The sequence below is a fragment of the Rhodanobacteraceae bacterium genome (assembly GCA_016713135.1).
Lineage (GTDB): Bacteria > Pseudomonadota > Gammaproteobacteria > Xanthomonadales > SZUA-5 > JADKFD01.
Genome location: JADJPR010000015.1, coordinates 1 through 17,318 on the forward strand (window position 1 = coordinate 1; position 17,318 = coordinate 17,318).

12 protein-coding genes and 1 pseudogene are annotated in these 17,318 nt (G+C 68.2%); 5 read left to right on the top strand and 8 right to left on the bottom strand.

Annotated features, from left to right (window positions below; genetic code table 11):
* Positions 1–322 precede the first annotated feature (322 nt).
* Positions 323–586, bottom strand: coding sequence for a hypothetical protein (locus tag IPK27_12480; GenBank protein ID MBK8068403.1), 264 nt, complete (start codon positions 584–586; stop codon positions 323–325).
* A gap of 255 nt (positions 587–841) precedes the next feature.
* On the opposite strand from IPK27_12480, the pseudogene maeA reads away from it, so the two are divergent.
* The 5 genes and pseudogenes from maeA to IPK27_12505 all read left to right on the top strand — a co-directional run bounded on the left by maeA (position 842) and on the right by IPK27_12505 (position 9,623).
* Positions 842–2,655 (top strand): annotated as a pseudogene (maeA, locus tag IPK27_12485) (oxaloacetate-decarboxylating malate dehydrogenase).
* Positions 2,652–3,668 carry a hypothetical protein gene (locus IPK27_12490; GenBank protein MBK8068404.1) on the top strand — a complete coding sequence of 339 codons (1,017 nt, stop codon included), beginning with the start codon at positions 2,652–2,654 and terminating at the stop codon, positions 3,666–3,668. The pseudogene maeA and the gene IPK27_12490 overlap by 4 nt, the downstream one beginning before the upstream one ends.
* Before the next feature lie 749 nt (positions 3,669–4,417).
* A complete protein-coding gene (locus IPK27_12495; protein ID MBK8068405.1) occupies positions 4,418–4,867 on the top strand; it encodes a protein kinase in 450 nt (149 codons plus the stop codon).
* A 2,352-nt stretch (positions 4,868–7,219) separates the two neighbouring features.
* The gene (locus tag IPK27_12500) at positions 7,220–7,723 is read left to right on the top strand and encodes a GGDEF domain-containing protein (protein ID MBK8068406.1); all 504 of its coding nucleotides are present in this window, start codon (positions 7,220–7,222) and stop codon (positions 7,721–7,723) included.
* A 1,510-nt stretch (positions 7,724–9,233) separates the two neighbouring features.
* On the top strand, positions 9,234–9,623 hold the full coding sequence (locus IPK27_12505; protein MBK8068407.1) for a hypothetical protein: 390 nt from the start codon (positions 9,234–9,236) through the stop codon (positions 9,621–9,623).
* 117 nt (positions 9,624–9,740) lie between these two features.
* On the opposite strand, the gene tadA (IPK27_12510) is transcribed toward IPK27_12505, so the two are convergent.
* The 7 genes from tadA (IPK27_12510) to IPK27_12540 form a co-directional block, all read right to left on the bottom strand.
* The gene (gene tadA / locus IPK27_12510) at positions 9,741–10,265 is read right to left on the bottom strand and encodes a Flp pilus assembly complex ATPase component TadA (GenBank protein MBK8068408.1); all 525 of its coding nucleotides are present in this window, start codon (positions 10,263–10,265) and stop codon (positions 9,741–9,743) included.
* A gap of 92 nt (positions 10,266–10,357) precedes the next feature.
* Positions 10,358–10,978 (bottom strand): Flp pilus assembly complex ATPase component TadA, encoded by a 621-nt coding sequence (gene tadA / locus IPK27_12515; GenBank protein MBK8068409.1) that lies wholly within the window; start codon positions 10,976–10,978, stop codon positions 10,358–10,360.
* 1,640 nt (positions 10,979–12,618) lie between these two features.
* On the bottom strand, positions 12,619–13,248 hold the full coding sequence (locus tag IPK27_12520) for a hypothetical protein (GenBank protein ID MBK8068410.1): 630 nt from the start codon (positions 13,246–13,248) through the stop codon (positions 12,619–12,621).
* Positions 13,197–13,556, bottom strand: a complete 360-nt coding sequence (locus IPK27_12525; protein MBK8068411.1) for a hypothetical protein — start codon at positions 13,554–13,556, stop codon at positions 13,197–13,199. Before IPK27_12525 ends, IPK27_12520 begins: the two co-directional genes overlap by 52 nt.
* Positions 13,553–14,887: an Ig-like domain-containing protein gene (locus IPK27_12530; protein ID MBK8068412.1), complete on the bottom strand. Its 1,335-nt coding sequence runs from the start codon at positions 14,885–14,887 to the stop codon at positions 13,553–13,555. Before IPK27_12530 ends, IPK27_12525 begins: the two co-directional genes overlap by 4 nt.
* Before the next feature lie 489 nt (positions 14,888–15,376).
* Positions 15,377–15,736 (bottom strand): hypothetical protein, encoded by a 360-nt coding sequence (locus IPK27_12535; GenBank protein MBK8068413.1) that lies wholly within the window; start codon positions 15,734–15,736, stop codon positions 15,377–15,379.
* 229 nt (positions 15,737–15,965) lie between these two features.
* Entirely contained in the window at positions 15,966–17,168 is a 1,203-nt protein-coding gene (locus IPK27_12540) for a hypothetical protein (GenBank protein MBK8068414.1), read from the bottom strand.
* Positions 17,169–17,318: the final 150 nt, after the last annotated feature.

The window sequence follows — 17,318 nt, forward strand, 5'->3', positions numbered from 1 at the left end:
CCTGGCGCAGCTGGATGGCGACGCCGATCGGGAGGCGGTAATCGGCACCAGCCAGTTTGCGTGTAGTGGTCTGACGAGCTGCAGGCTCGGTCAACACGGCGATCCGCTGGGGCACCTCGCGCGGGCAATCCGCTGCGCAACGGGCAGCCGCCGGCCGCAGTCGCCAGCACTCTGTTCTGCAACGGCTTCGAGTGAGTGCGCCGGCACTGCGGTCAGCCGAACAGGCGCTCGTCGCGAGAACTTCCTGCCATTCGCCGCCGTTCCTGAACGTAGGCGTCGAATACCGCTATCCGCTCAGGCCGCAACAACAACGTCGCACCCGTCAGATCCCGTGCGTTTCGCGCATGGCTTTGAGCTGCTCGCGCATGTCAGCGGTCACCGCGGTCAGACGCTGGATCTCGCTGCTGTCGCCGGCGAGCCGGACGCGGCGCAGCGCACGCGATTCGCGGTTGTACCCTTGGCGCAGCGCGGCGAAGTCATTTCGATAGCTGGCTTCGATGCTCGCCAGGTCGGCGTGCCTGGTCCGCGTCCAGAGCCAGGCGGGAATCCAGAGGTGCGTCGGCCCAAGCGGGCGCGGCCAAGGCAAGGCTCAGCAAGAGAAGCGTCCGAAAAGGTGTGTGCGCATGGTCGGTGGTCTCGATTGCGCGGCGGATTTGCCGCACCAGTCGACTACGCAGGATCGGGCGCGGAACGACATTTCGTGCGAGCTGCAGATCGCGCATGCGTCACAACGCTACTCTTGGTACGATCGACGCCCAACGCGCCGCCCGGGGCGCGCCTGCCTTCGGGCCAGTACTGGCGGCAGCAACGGTCATCCGGTTCCAAGAACCACCTGGTGGAGATGCGTCATGACCCAGCAATCCTCGACTCCGCGCTCGATCCGATCGAAACCAGCCTTTCCGGCATCGACCTGATCAACCAGCCGCTGCTGAACAAGGGCACCCGCGCGTTCACCGAGGCAGAGCGCGACGATCTCGGCCCGCACGGGGTGCTGCCGCCGAACATTGGTACCCTGACGAGCAGGTGGACGCGGCGCCGAAAATGGAGAGCTGCGCAGTTCGCGACCAACTGGGAGCGCTACGCCTTCCTGCTGGGGGGCTGCAGACGCCAACGAGACCTTTGTCCTACGCGCTGCTGGCCAACAACATCGAGAGATGATGCCGCTGGTGTACACGCCCACGAGTGGGCGAGGCTGCAAGCGTTTCAGCCGTGAGGTCTGGCGCAAGCCGCGGGCTGATTCTCTAGCTAGCCCAACCGGCACCGTATCCGAGAGATCTTCGCCGACCCGCGCTTGACAAGGTCGAGGATCGGTCAACCGACAAATGGTGAGCGTACTGGGCTTGGCGACCAGGGCGCCGGCGGCATGGGCATCCGATCGGGCTCGCGCCCTACACCGCCCTGCGCCGGCATCCACCCGCGCGCGACACTGCCGATCATGCTCGACTGCGGGACCAACAACCAGGACCGGCTCGACAACCCGCTGTACGTCGGCTGGCGGCACCGCTTCGTGCGGCCGGCACTATGACGCCTTCGTCGAGCTTCGTCAGCGCCGTCGAAGAGCGCTGGCCGAACATCCTGCTGCAATGGGGGAGGACTTCGCCGGAAGCAACGCGACGCGGCTCCCGACCGGCTACCGTGACCGCCTGTGCACCTTCAACGACGACATCCAGGGCACTGCGGCGGTGGCGCCTGGCACGCGATGGCGGCGATCAACGTCACCGGCGTGCCGCTGAAGGAGCAGCGCATTGCAATTGTCGGCGCGGGTGCGGCCGGCACCGGCATCGCCGGCCTGCTGGTCACGGCGATGATCGAGGCGGGCTTGTGCGATGCGGCCGGCGCGCTGCGCGCTTCTTCTGATCGACGCAGGGCAGCCTGGTCGTCGACGGCTTGAGCGAGGTGCAGGGCTGGCGGCCCGTACGTCCGCAAGCGCACGATGTGGCCGCGCGGGAAGCCTCGCCTGAGTACCCGGGACGATCTCGCTGCTCGACGTCGCCGCAGAACGCCGGAAGCACCACCCTGATCGGCGTCTCTGGGCGAGGCCGGCGCCTTCACCGAGGACGTGGTGAGCGCGATGGCCAGTTACGTCGAGCGCCCCGTCATCTTCCCGCTGTCCAACCCCACCTCGAAGGCCGAGGCAACGCCGACGGACGCCTGGCGGAATGGACCGAGGGCGGGGCAAGATTGGGCACCGGCAGTCCGTTTGCGTCAGGCGCCGGGGAAGGGCCGGAATGCCGCCGGTCAACCAGATTAACAATTCCTACATTTTCCCGGGCGTCGGGCTGCGGCGCCAACGCCGTTTCACACGCGCCGGGTCACCGACAGGATGTTTATGGCGACGGCAAGGCGCTTGGCAGCGCTGTCTCCGGCGCTTCTCACCGATCCGGACGCGCGCCTGCCGTGCCGCCGGTCGATCAGTTGCGCGCCGTGTCGATCCAGGTCGCGCTGGGCCACTCTGCACGCCAGGCGCAAATCGACGGCGTGGCCGACCACCGCGAAGAATCCGAACTGTTGCCGCGGATCCGGGCCCAGTGGCAGCCGGTGTATCGCCTCGTACTGGCGGCGTGGGTCCTGACTCGTCCAGCCGCCAGGCCATGCGAGTTGTACACGGGCGTGGGCGTGATAGTTTCCTGCCGTCAGCCACTGGGGGAGCCATGAGCAGAATCATCCTGGCGATATGCCGTCGCAGCATGGGCGCGACACTTGGCTGCCTTGCACTTGCTTCAGCGGCGCATGCCCAATGGCTGAATCCACCGACCGGAGCTTCGGTCATCCAGGCTGATGGGAACGCTGGGACTGTGGTTCTGCAATGGCTACGAACTCCTCCCCGGTTGTGCGGCAGGCATCGGCAGCGTGGCGATCCGCACTCAAAGCTCCTGGATAAGCAATCCTCGCCGGCGTCGGGCAATGGGGTGTCTACGCACCTGTGGTGGCTGGCCCTGATCTTCCGCGCCTCGGTCAAGGGCGAGGAAATGCTTGGCATCGGGCGCATGGATGGTAATCAGTGGTTCGAGCGGGTTGAACTACCAGTTTCCGGAGATCGAAGCCAGGGCGGGGCGATTGTGTTCGCTGATGCGGGACAATCTGTGGTCGCGTATTCAGTGCCTCCACTGGGTTCGCCGCGCGACGAGCGGGTTCCTTGCCTTGGTATCCCGATTCCGGTGACATCACTCGCTATGCGGACGATCTCGCCGCCGGCCCGCCTAGTCATGACCCCTGGATGCGGTTCGCATTGCGGCCTGAAGTTCGGCGGTCCGCTGCCGCAGTTCGGGTTCGATCTGGGCGAACTGTCGACCACCCCGCCAGATCGTCTTCGCAGACGGCGTCCAGTTCGGCGCGGACGATCATTTCCCGGGTCTGGTGATTCTGTCGAATGTCGGTGTCGGCATCGTCATGACACCGTTGGCCCAGGGCTGGAATCCGGTGGTCCCACGCCAGGCGCGCAACTCCGCCGGTTTTGTCACCTCGGCTTGCTTACGAACTCGACGGATACCTCCGATCGCACCAGCATCACTGCCGTGATGATGGTGCCGCGCTTCCTGTTCTCGCATTTGCAGCTGATCGATGTCTGCGTCGGCGCGGTCACTTTCGATGGTAACGGCGATCCGGTCTCCCGTGCCGAGGGTGCGGTCCAGCGTCTGGATGGTGGACCCATCACGCCGGCGGCGTGAACGACTTGTCGGAAGTGGAACTGTGCGGGCTTTTGTCGTCGATCCGGTCTGGAGCGCGGCACTGGGGCGGCTGGAAACACCGGGCGTCGTCACCGACATGAATGCCGACGGCCGCCTCGACCCCGACCGACGCCGAGTTGAATTACGGGCGGGTGCTCTCCAACGAGGTGGTATACGAGTTCCGTCAGATCGGCACCTTCCTGACCTTTCGCAGGCAGCAGTACTGGCCGCTCCACTTCGCCAGTCGCCGACCCGGCCGGATGCCCGCCGCCGGCGCTGAGGGCAGGCGCCTCCTTCGACCTCGACATCGACGGCAACGGCTACTCGGTCTTCGATTTTGCCGTTTGTCTGCCCGGCGGCAGCGGCGTGGACGCGTCCGCCGCGCTGACCGGCGGCCCGACATCGCGCATGCAGGCAAGCTCGCCACCCGGCTTCCAAAAGTCAGACACGGTGCCGTCAGGGGCTGTCTCCTGAACTGCTTCCGTCAGGGCGCGCGCAACCGCGGATGCCGCGCCAGACCAGGCGACCGATCTGGCGTCGCCCATGGAGACCAGCGTCAACTTGATGCAGGTCCGGACGATCCCAGCCCCGCCAGTTCGCGCGTGCGCGGACGAGGAATACCCGGCCATACGCCATCTGGACGCATCGGCCTTTCCGCAGCGCCAGCGCATGCTCGGCGAGGGCGGCATGGGCGCGGTCTACCTCGGCGAGCAGAAGTGCCGTGGTGCGGCGGCGCCAGGTGGCGCTCAGTGGCGCATGCAAGCCTGCGCAGCCCGAACGCGTTGGCGCGTCTGGCCGCCGAGCGCCAGACGCTGGCGCGGCTGTCGCACCCGAACGTCGCGCAGCTGTACGAGGCGGGCACCACGCCGGATGGGTTCCCTTATTTTGCGATGGAGTTCATGCCGGGCGACACGCTGGCGAGTACCGTCTACGCAAGCGCCTGGGCATTCGTGAGCGGGTGGCCTTGTTCGCAGGTTTGCGAGGTGCAGCACGCCCACCTGAAGGGGTTGATCCACCGCGATCTCAAGCCCAACAACCTGCTGGTGGGTGAGATCTGTGGCCAGGTGGTGCCCAAGGTGATCGATTTCGGCATCGCCAAGGCGCTCGGACGATCCACTGACCGAGAGCGGCGAGTTGACCGGCGCAGCCGCGATCGGCACGCCGTCGTACATGACGCCCGGAGGCCTAGTGCAACGTAACCCGACCTCGACAACCCGACCGATGTCTATTCGCTCGGCATCGTGCTCTACGAACCGCTGGCGGGCGTGCGCCCGAACGATCTCCGGCATGGCGCTGATCCGCGAATGCCGCTGGCGAGCGCCCGGAGCCGCCGCGTGACGACCAAGCGCGTGCCTCGCGCTGGATGAGACCCGGGCAACGACATCGCCGAGGTGCGCGGACCGAGCGCGCGCGCAACTGCGCAGCAGTTGCGCGACGACCTGACTGATCGGTCGGCCGCGCCATCGCCGAGGACCGTAACCACCGCTATCCCACGGTGGCCGACCCCGCTGCCGACCTCAACCGATATCTCAACAACCACGGTGGAGGCGCGTCTGCCGAGCGTGCGCTGTCGCGTCGGCAAGTTCGTGCGCCGGCACCGGGTGAGCGTGATCGCGGCCCCTGGCACTGTTGGCGCTGGTGCTGGGTATCGTCGGTACCAACGCTCGCATGTTGCGCGCTGCGCGCGAGGCCGAAGCCGCGCGTCAGGTGTCTGGATTCCTTACCCGATTGTTCGAAGTGTCCGATCCGGGGCACCGCGCGCGGTGCCACCGTGACCGCGCGCGAACTGCTCGATCAGGGCGCCGGCGCATCCGCGACGAACCCAAGGACCAACCGATCGTGCGGGCACAGTTGCTGGGACGATGGGTGAGGTTCACCAGAATCTGGGCTTGTACGCGCAGGCCGAACCGCTTCGAGCAGGCAGCGCCCGCTGCGCCGGGAAGCCTTTGGCGCCACGCACCCGGACGTCGGTCGCAGGCCTGGCTCGCGCTCGGTACCCCTCTACAGCGATCCGGACGCCACAGCGAGCCAGGGATCTGCAGCAACAGGCGCTGGGACCGTTGCAAGCGAACTGGGAGACGTGGATGCAGATGTCGCTGAAGCCCAGACCCAACTGGGGCCGACCCGTTTCCTGCTCGGAGACGCCGTTGAAGCGGAACGATTGCACCGGGTGGCGCTGGGCACACGCGAGGTCTTGTTTGGCAGCAATAGCGCCGAGGTTGCCTCGAGCCTCTCGCATATCGGGTATCTGCTGAACAACCGCAGCGCTACGCCGAGGCGGAACCTCCGATGCAGCGCTGGCGATCCGCAAGGCAGTCCTCGGCGACGATCACCACCTGGTATCGGACAGCCAGGACTTTCTCGGCGACCTTACGGCAACATGGGCCGTTGGGATGAGGCGGTGCCGCTCTTTCCCCGGAAAGCCTGGCCGTCAAGCGCAAGGTCTATCCCCCCGGACCATCCACCGATCGTCGAGAGCCAGTTCCTCGCTGGGCAAGGCCTATGCCGCGCAAAGCAAGCCTGCCGAGGCCCGGGCCGCGCTTGAGAGGAGTTGCGCAGATCGAACGGTACGTTGGCTCCACGCACATCAGCCTCAGCCGCGGGCTGCAGGAGCTGGGCATGCTGCATGGCCTGAAGGCACGCCGGCGAGGCCGAAGAAGACCACCCGGCTAATGAAGGTCTTTCGAGGCAGCCGTGGGGCCGAAGCACGCCTGCGGGTGAAGCGCTGAACAACCCCGGCTGGGCACTCAGCGACGGCTCTGCACGACTACGCGCCCGCCGAGACTGTGCTGCGCCGCGCGTTGGAGACCTCCCGCTGGAGCCCGATCCCGGCTATCTGGCCGCCCTGGTGCGCTGGAGCCCGGCCAACTGCTTGCGCGATGCCGGGCGAGCGGTTGACGCCGAGACCTTACTACGCCCAGGCTGTCGCCATCATGGATGGCAGGAAGGGCCGCATGCGCAACTGCCCGACTTGTTGCGCGATTGTGCTCGCGCCCTCTGCGCGCATCCGGGCGCAATGAGCAGGTTGCGCAACTGGAAGCGCATACCGGCGCCCTGAGCCACGACCATCCATGGCCCCGTCCAGTCCGACAAGATCGACATGAAAACGACCAGACCACCCACACGCTTCCGACCAACGTCAGTGGATCGATGAGGGCCATTACACCGCCTGCCTCGTTGTGGTGATTCGCGGCGCGGGTACCGGCAACAAGATCCTGCTGAACCGCGATTCCCTGGTCATCGGGCGTGCCGACGATGCCGACCTGGCGCCACTCCAAGGCGGGCGTTTCGCGGCGCCATGCGATCGTCGAAAGGGTGGGACGAACAGGCGTTCCGGATCAAGGATCTCGGCAGCACCAACTGGTATCCTGCATCAATGCTGCGCGCGTCGACGAGGCTACCCTCATGACCAGGACGTCATCGCGATTGGCGAAACGCGGCTCAAGTTCCTCCTCCGCTGACAGCCCTGAGCAGCCCTATTACGAAGCGCTTCTACAGTCAGAAGCAGCGACGACGCGCCGCAGGTCTACAACAGCACCCACTTCACTCGCCTGAAGGAGGAGCTGCGGCGCCACCGCGTGATTGATGCGCCGCCCAGCCCAGTGATGCTGGATGTCGACCACTTCCAGCGGCTCACCGACACCATGGCGGCACCGGTCGGGGACGCGGCGCTGGTCCACCTGGTGGCCTGGTCAGGTCGACGCATCCGCGACAGCGATGCGCCCTGTCGCTACGGTGGCGAGGAGTTCGCGCTGATCCCGCCGCAGACACCCACCCAGCAGGCGCTCGAAGTGGCCGAACAATTGCGCGCGCTGGTCGCGATCGCGCCGCCGCAGCACGCCGACAAGGTGATCAACATGACCATCAGCCTGGGCATCAGCGACGCGGCCGACCTCGCCACCGTGCCGGAAGCGATGATTCAACGCGCTGACCGGGCGCCTATCACGCCAAACGCACCGGGCGGAACAAGGCGGCCTGTCATGAGCCGGGAATGGACGCGGATTGAACGTGCGGCCCGCTCAGCGTGGTCATTCCCGCCCTTCAGTTTCTCGTAAGAAACCAGCACCTCATCGAGCTGCTGGCCGGGTCGCGAGGCGCGGCTTTCGATCGCCCGGCAGGTTTCGATCGCGTCACCACTTCCCGCTCGACCTGGTGCCGCTGGTGGTGCCACCATGATACCGGGTTCATGCCGTCCCGCCACGTCACGCCGACCTGGCCGATGACCTCCGGGCATGGCGAGTGCCGGTACCAGACGCCTCCGCGGCGGAGCAGCGGAAGGACATCTGGTTCTGCGGCGGCGGGCGCGGCTTGCGGTTCGCAGGCGGTATCGGCGGGCGCGTCACCGTGCTGAGCCGTCGCAGCATCTGCATGGCTGCCCAAGGGCAACCTTGGCCTCTGGCGGTGGCTTGAGGATGATCCGGCCCCTCGGCGCGCACTTCTCCTCCTGCGTCAGCGTCACCACGTGGGCGGAAGGACCTGTTCCTCGCCCCGCGCCCTCGCCGGGACAGGCCTGGGCGTCCAGGTAGCCACCCTGCCATCCGCGTCCGACGCACTTCAGCACCCGGGTTTGGGACCACGCGGCCCGACCCGGCGCTCCGAGTCCGATGATCGGAGCAGCAGAACCAAGGGCGCGCGGCGGGTCATCAGCCGCCTCCAGAGGGTGCGGTGCGTAACGCTTTGAGTCGCGATGCGCCTCAGGTGCGGACGACCGTGCGCCAGACTGGCGACCCAGGTCCGAACCGATCCGACCGGCAGCGAGTTGAGTCGGTTCCTCGAGCCGCGCGCGCGCGACAGTGCGTCGGCACGCAGTTCCGCTGACGGCCCTCAGCCTGGTTGCTCACGGCGCGCGCGAAGGTCGGCACACCTCACCAGATCACTTCCGCCATCACGGATCTGATCGAACGCCAGGCGTCCATCGAACATACCCAGGGGAACTGAGCGACTGACCGTCTGACAGAGAGGTCAGCTGACAAGTCGACAAGGTACCGTCGCGCTGCCGCAGTATTCACGGACCTGCAGTCAACGACAGGCGTGCATGCGCGGATCCCATCATTCTGCCGTCGCGACGCCGCGACCGCACGCCACCGCAGGCTTGCGGCCTGAGATCCCCGGCGCGGAGAGACGTCGCCCTGCAACCCGGCCTTTTGAGTGCGGCCTCATCCGCTCGGGGTTCACGACGTGCCAGTTTCGATCGCGGGATCGAATGGGGTTGCTGATGAGGCTACACGGCCTTCGCCCTGTTTGATGGCGATACGATGGTAGCGAATGTCCGCGCACGCGCATGCGCCTGGTGCTCGACAGCGAAGAGCGCCGTGGCTGGCAGCTCGGCGCGGTTTGCACCCGTTCCGAGTACCGCGGGCGCGGCCTCGGCCCGGCACCTGCTGGACCTCGCGCTGGCCGGGTGCGGCGGCGAACGGTGCTGCTGTTCGCCAATCCGACGTGGCGCGAACCCTATCCTCGCTTCGGTTTTGCGCCGCGCGAGGAATGGATCTTCGAAGCCGCCCATGCGGCGGCGCCGTCCGGCCCGCCCCGCGCCAAGCTCCAATCCGGCCGATCCCTTCGTGCGTGCGCGAATCCGCCAGCTCGCCGCCGATGGTCGCCCCGGCAACACGCGCTTCGACGCGCGCGGGCACGGTGACATCGCGCTCTGGGCTCCTCGCCAATGGTTTCGTCACGGCGCTGCGCGAGCCGCAGCCAGGGGACTTTGGTGTTCTGCACGCAACAGGGGGAATGCCTGCGTGTACAAAAGAGGTGCTTTCGGATGGCGATGTCGACCCCAGTGGGTTGATCCCTTCCCTGATCGATGCGCTAGTCAGCCGGCTGCGCTTCGACTTCACGCCCCGAGCGCCTGCGCCGCAGGCGCGTGCGGTGGCCCCGGACCTGACCCGATCTGTGGCAAAAAGCGTTTTTGCGCCGCGCGCAGACCCCGGCTTCCGAAACCCCGCCCAGACCTGAGTGTTCGCGTCTTCCCGTGCCGGCGAGGATTGAAGCCCACCCCGAGGGCACGGCGGGCCCAAGCGCACGGAGCACCACACTAGTCGACTCTGACGCTGAACGCTTCTTTGCAGCGGATCACGCCCGGCGCGCCAGCGTCACCGCGTTGCGCGTGATCGAGAGCATGCCCTGCTTCTGTGCGAGGTCGGATCGCATCGACGTCACGCCCGGTACGATCAGCCGGTTGATTTCCGGGTGACCTCCAGGGTTCGCAGATGCCGATCCAGCCCTGATGCCGCGGCCCTCACACTTGGGGCAGCCCTTGCCGATGTAGAACACTACGTCGGCGGCGACGCCCAGGGACCTTGCGTACGTGTAGTCCACTGGCCCGGGCACCTTGCAACACTTGCAGTTGCGCCGACCCAGGCGCTGCGCCAGCACGCCGAGCATGGTGGACTTGAGCAGGAAGGGCAGCACGCCGATGTCAAGCAGGCGGGTGATCGTGGTCGCCGCGTTGTTGTGTGCAGGGTGGAGAACACCAGATGGCCGGTCAGCGCGCTTTCCACCGCGATCTCGGCGGTTTCCCTGGTCGCGAATTTCGCCCACCATGACCACGTCCGGATCGTGGCGCAGGATGTTGCGCAGGGTCCGGGCGAAGGTCAGGCCGGCGACGCGGTTGGATCTGCACCTGCAGCACGTCTTCGATCTTGGCCCCGACTAGTTCCCGACCGTGATGATGTTGACGGTTGCCCCGTTTATGGCATTCGAGCACCGCCGCATAGAGCGTGGTCGACTTGGCCTGAGCTGGTGGGGCCGGTGACCAGCAGCATGCCCGGGCCGCGGCTGAGGATGTCGCGGAATAGTTGCTCGTCGCGCGGACCGAAACCGATCTCGGCCACGCTGCGCTGGCTGAAGGCGGTATTCAGGATGCGGATCACCACCGCTTCGCAGTTGATTGTCGGGATCACCGAGATGCGCAGGACCACTTCCATGTTGCCGCTGGTCACGCTGCGCGTCCATCCTAAGGCACGCGGTGCTCGGCGAGGTTCACCTCCTCCGATCACCTTGATGTGGCTGACGAAGGCCGGCAGCAGGATGCGCAGGAAGCGGCGCACCGGCATCAGGTCGCCGTCGATGCGGTAGAGCATCTCGAAGGTTTCGAGCCCGGCCGCAGGTGGATGTCCGATGCGCGCCGCTGGACTGCGGCGTCGATCAGGTCGGCGACCACCCTGACCACCGGCTGCTCGACCGACAGCCGTTCCGCCTCCTTTTTGGTGCATTTCCGCACTGCCGAGGCGTGGGTCCAGGCCGAGGCGTTGCACCATCGCCTCGTCTTCGCTCTTGCCGAACTGGCTGGAGAGTGCCAGGCGGATCACGTTAGCGGGCGAGGATCGGGACCACCCGCCCTGCGCGACCATGAACCCGATCGCGCTGATGGTCTCCCGGATTGCTGACCACCACCGCGAGCAGGTCCACATTGCGGTCAGAGCAGGGGCCGCCAGGCGTCGCGAGACGGGTGCCGAGAACATGTCGCACGCGATCGGGTCTACCTCCGCGCGTCGCCTTCGAGCAATGGCAGGCCCAGGTTGGTCGCGCGCTCGACCACCGTGCCGAGTTCCGGACCGTCCTGGCGCAAGGCCATTCGGGTCGGCGACGCTGATCAGCTTGATCCTTCAACCTAACTAAGCGGGGTGCGTCGTCCACTTTCGAGCCAGCGCCGCACATCGCCAAGGTTGGCGAGCAGCACGATGCGCGGCGATGGTCCTGCGCTGCCCACGCCGCGCGCCCTTCGGCAACGGCCAGACAGCCTCTCGCCCCTGCTGTTCATCCTGCCGCCCACACCCCCGTCGTCCGGAGACAGCTAATGGCCTGCGTCAGCGGTTGACCAGTGTCAACCACGGTCCCTCTGCCCTCCGGCGAAGGGACGAGCTTCGAGCTGCGGGCAGAATTCCCCGCGGAGGTGCGCAGGCCGTGTGCGCGCAGCGGGCTGCGGCGCGCTGTGCCGGTGAAGCGCTGCGCGCCACAACGGGCTCACGCAGCGGCGGGGCTTCATCCCCGGCAGGTCGGATCCTTCGCTGACTGACCTCATTCCGAAGCCGCCGGCGAACACGCCGTCTGTAGCAGACGCGGCGCCGCCGCCGTCCAGTTCGCGGAAAAAGGCCAGTAGCGCGTCGCGTTCGCCCTGTGGCAACGGCAGCAGCGCCGGTGTGGCTGCGCCTGCGTGAGTGGTCGGCGTGCGCGACGAGGATCTCGTCGATGGCGGCGTACCCAGTTGTTGGTTTCCAGTCTCGATGGGTCCACGGGGGCGCTTGGCATTCAACGGCATTGTTCTCGATGCGGTGCATCGCTCCAGTTCGTGCCGCGCCAGTTGGGGTCGTTGTCGCTGGCGGCGAGCGCCTGCGCCGGCAGGGCGACGCCGTTGACGCGCACCGTCAGGGCTCTGGTCCATGGGGCGCCGCGCGCGAGCTGCTCTGGCGCAGTTCGATCGCGCTGTTCGCCCGGCCGGGCCGCCGTCGACGCCGGTGAAGCGGCAGCAGATCTGGCCTGGGGCTTCCAGGCTCACGTAGGCGCGGGTCGGCGCACCAGGTCGTCGTTGTTGAGCTCGACGAAGCTGTTGACCAGCGCCGCGCCACCGAGGCGTTGGCGGACTCGGCGGCGAGCGTGATCGCCGGTCACCCGGAACACGTCTTCGAGCGTGGGCGCCGAGCCGTCGTGGAAGTAGGGAGCGCTGGCAAACGCCCCGCGCAGGGTCGGTGCCGATGCCGGTCAGCGGGCCGCCGAGGCGACCGCCGCTGCTGGCGCGCAGGTGCCGACATCGCGCAGCACCGGAGCTGCCGGCGGCACTGTCGGTGTACCGCGGCGGGGTGTGGCAGCCGGCGCAGCCTTTCGCGCTGGAAGATGGTCTCGCCCTGGATGCCCAGCGCCGTCGGCTGGCCGTTGGTCTGCCGGTGGGGGCCGCGCGGCAGGAAGGCGTGCGTGAGCGAGGCCACATAGGCGGGTGCGTCGAGATCGGCGCTCAGGCCGGCCTTCGCTGGCCGAGCGGCGCGCTGGTCGCGGCGAAATCGGCGTCGGACGGGAAGCCGCTGCCGCCGAAGGCGCCGCGGATGTCGTTCTCGAAGTCCTGGATCTCGTCGAAGTTGGCGCTCCAGTGCACGCGCCGCGGGCGAGGCCGCCCGCGGCCATTCAGCATCGTGGTGTTGCGCAGGCCCTCGCCGCGGCCGGTGAAGTCCCAGCTGCGGCCGTCGTCGCCGCCGTCGAGGTGGCAGGTGGCGCAGGACAGATAGCCTTCGGCGCTCATGCGCGGGTCGCCCGCGTGGTAGAAGATCCGCTTCCTGCCGAGCACCGCGCTTGCAAGCGCTTCGTTCGCGACCGTCGGGACGCTGGTCGAAGCCACCTGCAGCGAGCCCTGCGCGTACAGCGCCTGGGTCTGTAGCACTGTGACCGTGCGGCCCATGAAGTCGTGCACGAAGGTGCGCCCGGTGGTGGGGTCCGCGCACACGCCCTGCGGCGCGGCGCCGGTGGGCAGGCGCGTCACCAGCGCGCCCAGGCCGGTGTTCGCATCCAGCGCCAGCGCGTCCAGCACCAGCAACTCGTTCATGCCCTGAAGCGTGACCAGCAGGTAATCGCCGAGCGGCGAGAAGGCCACCGCGCTGGCCGAGTCGCTGTTGTCGATGTCGATCGCGCGGGGCGAAAGCGTTCGGCGACGCTGGCGCCGGCGGGATCGATCTCGACCAGCAGGTTGCGCACGGTGTTGTCCTGGTCGAGGTCCTGGCTGGGGTGGATCAGCTCGCCGCGCTCGCTGTTGGGCTTGGTGCCCGGCACGAAGGCGCGCGCGCTGCGCGGCGAGATCGCGATGGCCGCCAGCTGGTTCGCAACGCCCTTGCCGCCGGCGGTGGTGTCGCGGTTGGCGTCGCCGCCGATCTTCGGGATGCTGATCGCGCGCGTCAGGGTCATCGTTGCGGCGTTGATGTCCCAGACCTCGCCGTGGTGCTGCGGCGACAGGGAAGCGCGTGACCAGCACGCGCGCCGTCGGCGGAGACCGCGAGTCCACGCGGGTTCGGGCCGAGCGCCAGCGCGCCGGTCTGGGCGCGGGTGGCCCACGCCGTAGCGGCGCAGCTCGCCGCGGCCGCCGAGCGCCACGTAGGCGCTCGCGCCGTCCGGCGACAGCGCCAACCCAGCCGGCGCGCTGCCGTAGCCGGTGTCGATGGTGTCGATGATCGCGCCGGTGACTTCGTTGTGGATGCGGATGCGGTCGTCGTCATGGCAAGCCACCCACAGCTGACCGCCTGGCGTGCGCGCGAGCGCGCGGGTCGTCGCAGGTGGCGTGCTCGGCCAGCTTCTGCAGGGCTGTCGGCATCCAGCGCGCTGATCGTGTCGCCGTCCGGATTGACCGTCCACACGCGCCGGTTCGGCCCATCGCACAGGATCGGCGCGCTCGCCGTCGGGCGCGCCGCCGGCAATGGGGCGAGCACGGTCACGACGCGCGTGCGGCTGGCGATCACGCCCGACGAGTCGCGCACCTGCACGCTGGCGCGGTAGTGTCCGGGCTGGGCGTAACTACGCTGCGCCAGCGTCGCCGCCCCAGGCGGTGCGCGGCGAGCCGTCGCCGAAGTCGAAGCGGTACTGCAGCGTGTCGCCGTCGGGATCGCTGGCCTGCGTGGTGAAATCGACCAGCGCGCCGGGTGAGGCGGGTAGGGCGTGGCGCTGAAGGCGTCGACTACCGGCGGCCGGTTGCCGCCGACGCTGAGGCCGGTCGAGAAGGTGAACGCATACGGCGCCATCGCGTTGCCGGCGGCGTCGCGGATGCCATCCAGCCGTACCTCGTAGCTCTGGTTGGCCGCCAACGGAGCATTCGGCTGGAAGGTAAACACATCGTCGAAGGCGTAGGTCCAGCGTCCGGCGAGCGGCGCGCCGAAGGTGCCCGGGCCGGTGACCGGGCGCACCATGAAGGACTGGCCGTTGACGATCGACAGGGTGTCCAGGGTTTCGTGGATCAGCAGGCTGATCGGTGCGCCGGTCGGGTAGCCCGACTGGCCCGCGCGCGGGATGTGGAAGGCCACCGATGGCGGGCGCGCGTCCGGCGCCGCCTGGTACGCGAAGATCGCCCAGCCCTGGCCCGGATCACCCACGCCACCGGTGACCAACAGGTTTCCGAGCGGCAACGCGAACTGGCTGGTGTCGACGCCGTTGGAGATGGTGGTGAACTGGCGCACCGAGCTGCGCGTGCGCATGTCGATCTTGTGCTCGCCGATGAAGGCGTACTCGTCCTGGAACTGCGCGTACATCGCGCCCGAGGACCCGTTCGGGCGCGCCAGCGGACGTCGGCAACAAAACGCAGCGCGGTCGGATCCGTAGCATCCACCACGCGCGCATGCCGTTGCCGCCGCCGTCGTTGTAGGGAAAACGATGCAGAGCTCGCCATCGTTGCCCCCACAGCTCCGGCCAGTAGCCACCGGGGCCGCCATGGCGCAACACGTCCAGCAGCACCGGCTGCTGCGGATTGCTGACGTCGTAGGTGGCCACCCCGGTGCGGCTCTGGTCGGAGGCGTAGATCAGCAGGTTGCCGAGCAGGAAGGGATGGCCGATGACGCCGGTCTGGCCGAGGTGGTCGAAGGTGGCTTGCAGCGTGCTGCCTGGCGAGCCCGGCGGTCCGTTGCGGTAGATCCGCGCGAGCCCACCGACTGCGTTGTAGCTCCACCAGGTGTCCTCGATGTACCACGGCTGCTGCAGGATCCCGCGCACGCCGACACCGAAGGGGCCGGACTCGGCGCGGGTCACACCCGGGGATGCCGGTTTGGGCGCGGAAAAGACCAGTCGAGGCCGCCGGTTTCGTTGTCGTTGTCGGCGCCGATCACCAGGAAAGGTCCGGTTGCGCCGGTCTCCATGCGCTGGCCGAGGTGGAAATAGCCGTGCGCATTGACCGGCTGGCGCGTGGTCCCGAGCGTTCCCTGCGCGTTCGCCGGCGCGTTGACGATGTTGCGCGGGTTGGCCGGGTCCATCAGGTTCCACATCCGCACCTGCAGGTTCGGATTCGGATTGCTCGACGGACTCTCGGGAATCGTGAACAGCACGCCGTTGTGCCAGGCGATGATTGCGCCGCGGCCATCGCCGGTGCCGAAGGGGCCGGCGATCAACGCGCCCTCGGTCCGCGCGACATTCGGGAAGCCGATGCCGCTGGGCCATTCTGGTCGTGGTCGATTGCGAATGCGCGGCGCTGGCGCAGGCGGCGAGGCAGGCGGCGGTGGCGAGGCGAGGGCGCGTCATGGCGTGCGTCCGGCAGGCCGGCGGGGTGCCGGCATGCAGAGTACGCAATCGGCCGGCCGAAACGACAGTCCGCCGGTCGGGTCCGATGCGGACGCCGGGTCAGTCCCAGCGCCCGACCAGCACCAGCGCCGCCAGCGCCAGCCAGATCGGCGCCGTCAGGTAGTGGAACGGGCGGTTGTCGGCGGCCGCATCGAGCGTGCGCTGACGCGGGTCGCCGAGGAAGGCGACGATCTCGTCGCGCATGCGCAGCGCGTCGCCCTGGTCCCAGCGCGTCAGCACCTTGCGCCCTTCGCGGGTTACCAGCGCCACCCGGCGGTGGATGGTCACATCGCCGTTGTGGTCGACGTCGGTGCGCTCGTCGAGTTCGGCGCCCTGCAGCGTGCCCGGCGCCAGCAGCACGCGCTCGCTGACCCACAGGCGGTCGTGCAGCACCTCGCAATGGATGACCCCGGGCGTCCGTTCGCAACGCAGGGTGGTGCGTTCGGCGCTCTCCAGCAGCCAGATCGCCAGCGCCAGGAAGGGCAAGGCGCCGAGCAGCCGCCAGGCGCTGAACTGGCGCCACCGGATGCGCCCGTCGGCGCGCGCCAGCGACAGCAGCGTGTAGCCGCAAATCAGCGCGCTGAACCCGGCCAGCGCAGCGTAGGCCAGCCACCAGAGGATGCTCATGCGCCATTGTCGGGTACGCCAGGGGCCGCGCCAAGCATTATCCGGGCGGCTGATTCCGCGGTAGCGCCGGCCCAGCCAAAGTGCCAGCGCCAGCCACAGCGCCGACAATGGCGCCGCCACCCAGGCCAGCCCGGCGATGCCGAAGCCCGCCCAGGTCACCAGCGCGCTGCTCCACGCGCCCAGCTGGTCGCCGGTGCGGTAGACCACGGTGTCGACCAGGTTCTTGGCCTTGTACTTCTCCGCGCGCGAGGGGCACGAACAGCGCCTCGCGCGCGGGCGCGAGAAGGCGAAATTGCTGACGCGGCGCGCCACCGTGAACACCACCACGGCCCCGAGCACCGGCCAAAGACCCAGACCGGCGAATCCGACCAGGCTGACCAGCGGAAGCGCCGCCAGGGTCAGGCCGACACCGAGGCGCCCCATCAGGCGGCCGGTCAGGAACAATTGCAGCACCAGGGTGAGCGTGTTGACGATCAGGTCAACCTGGGCGAACCAGCGCGTCTGCGCCGCGCGCCCGTCGACCATGGCATCGACCACCTGCGCCTGCAGGAAGTAGAGGAAGGTCGAACCCACCGTGTACAGCAGCATGTAGCCGCAGATGCCGAGCAGGTAGGGCGACCGAACCGCGGCGCGCAAGCCGTCGAGTGCGCCACCGCCGACCGGGGTTTCCGTCGCAGCGGCGCCCGGGGCCCGCGGCGCGCGCCGATCGAAGGCGCGCAGGCACCAGACGGTGGCTTCGAGCATGCCGAGCGAGCAGCAGCAGCGCCGGCTGGCCGAGAAGGTCCA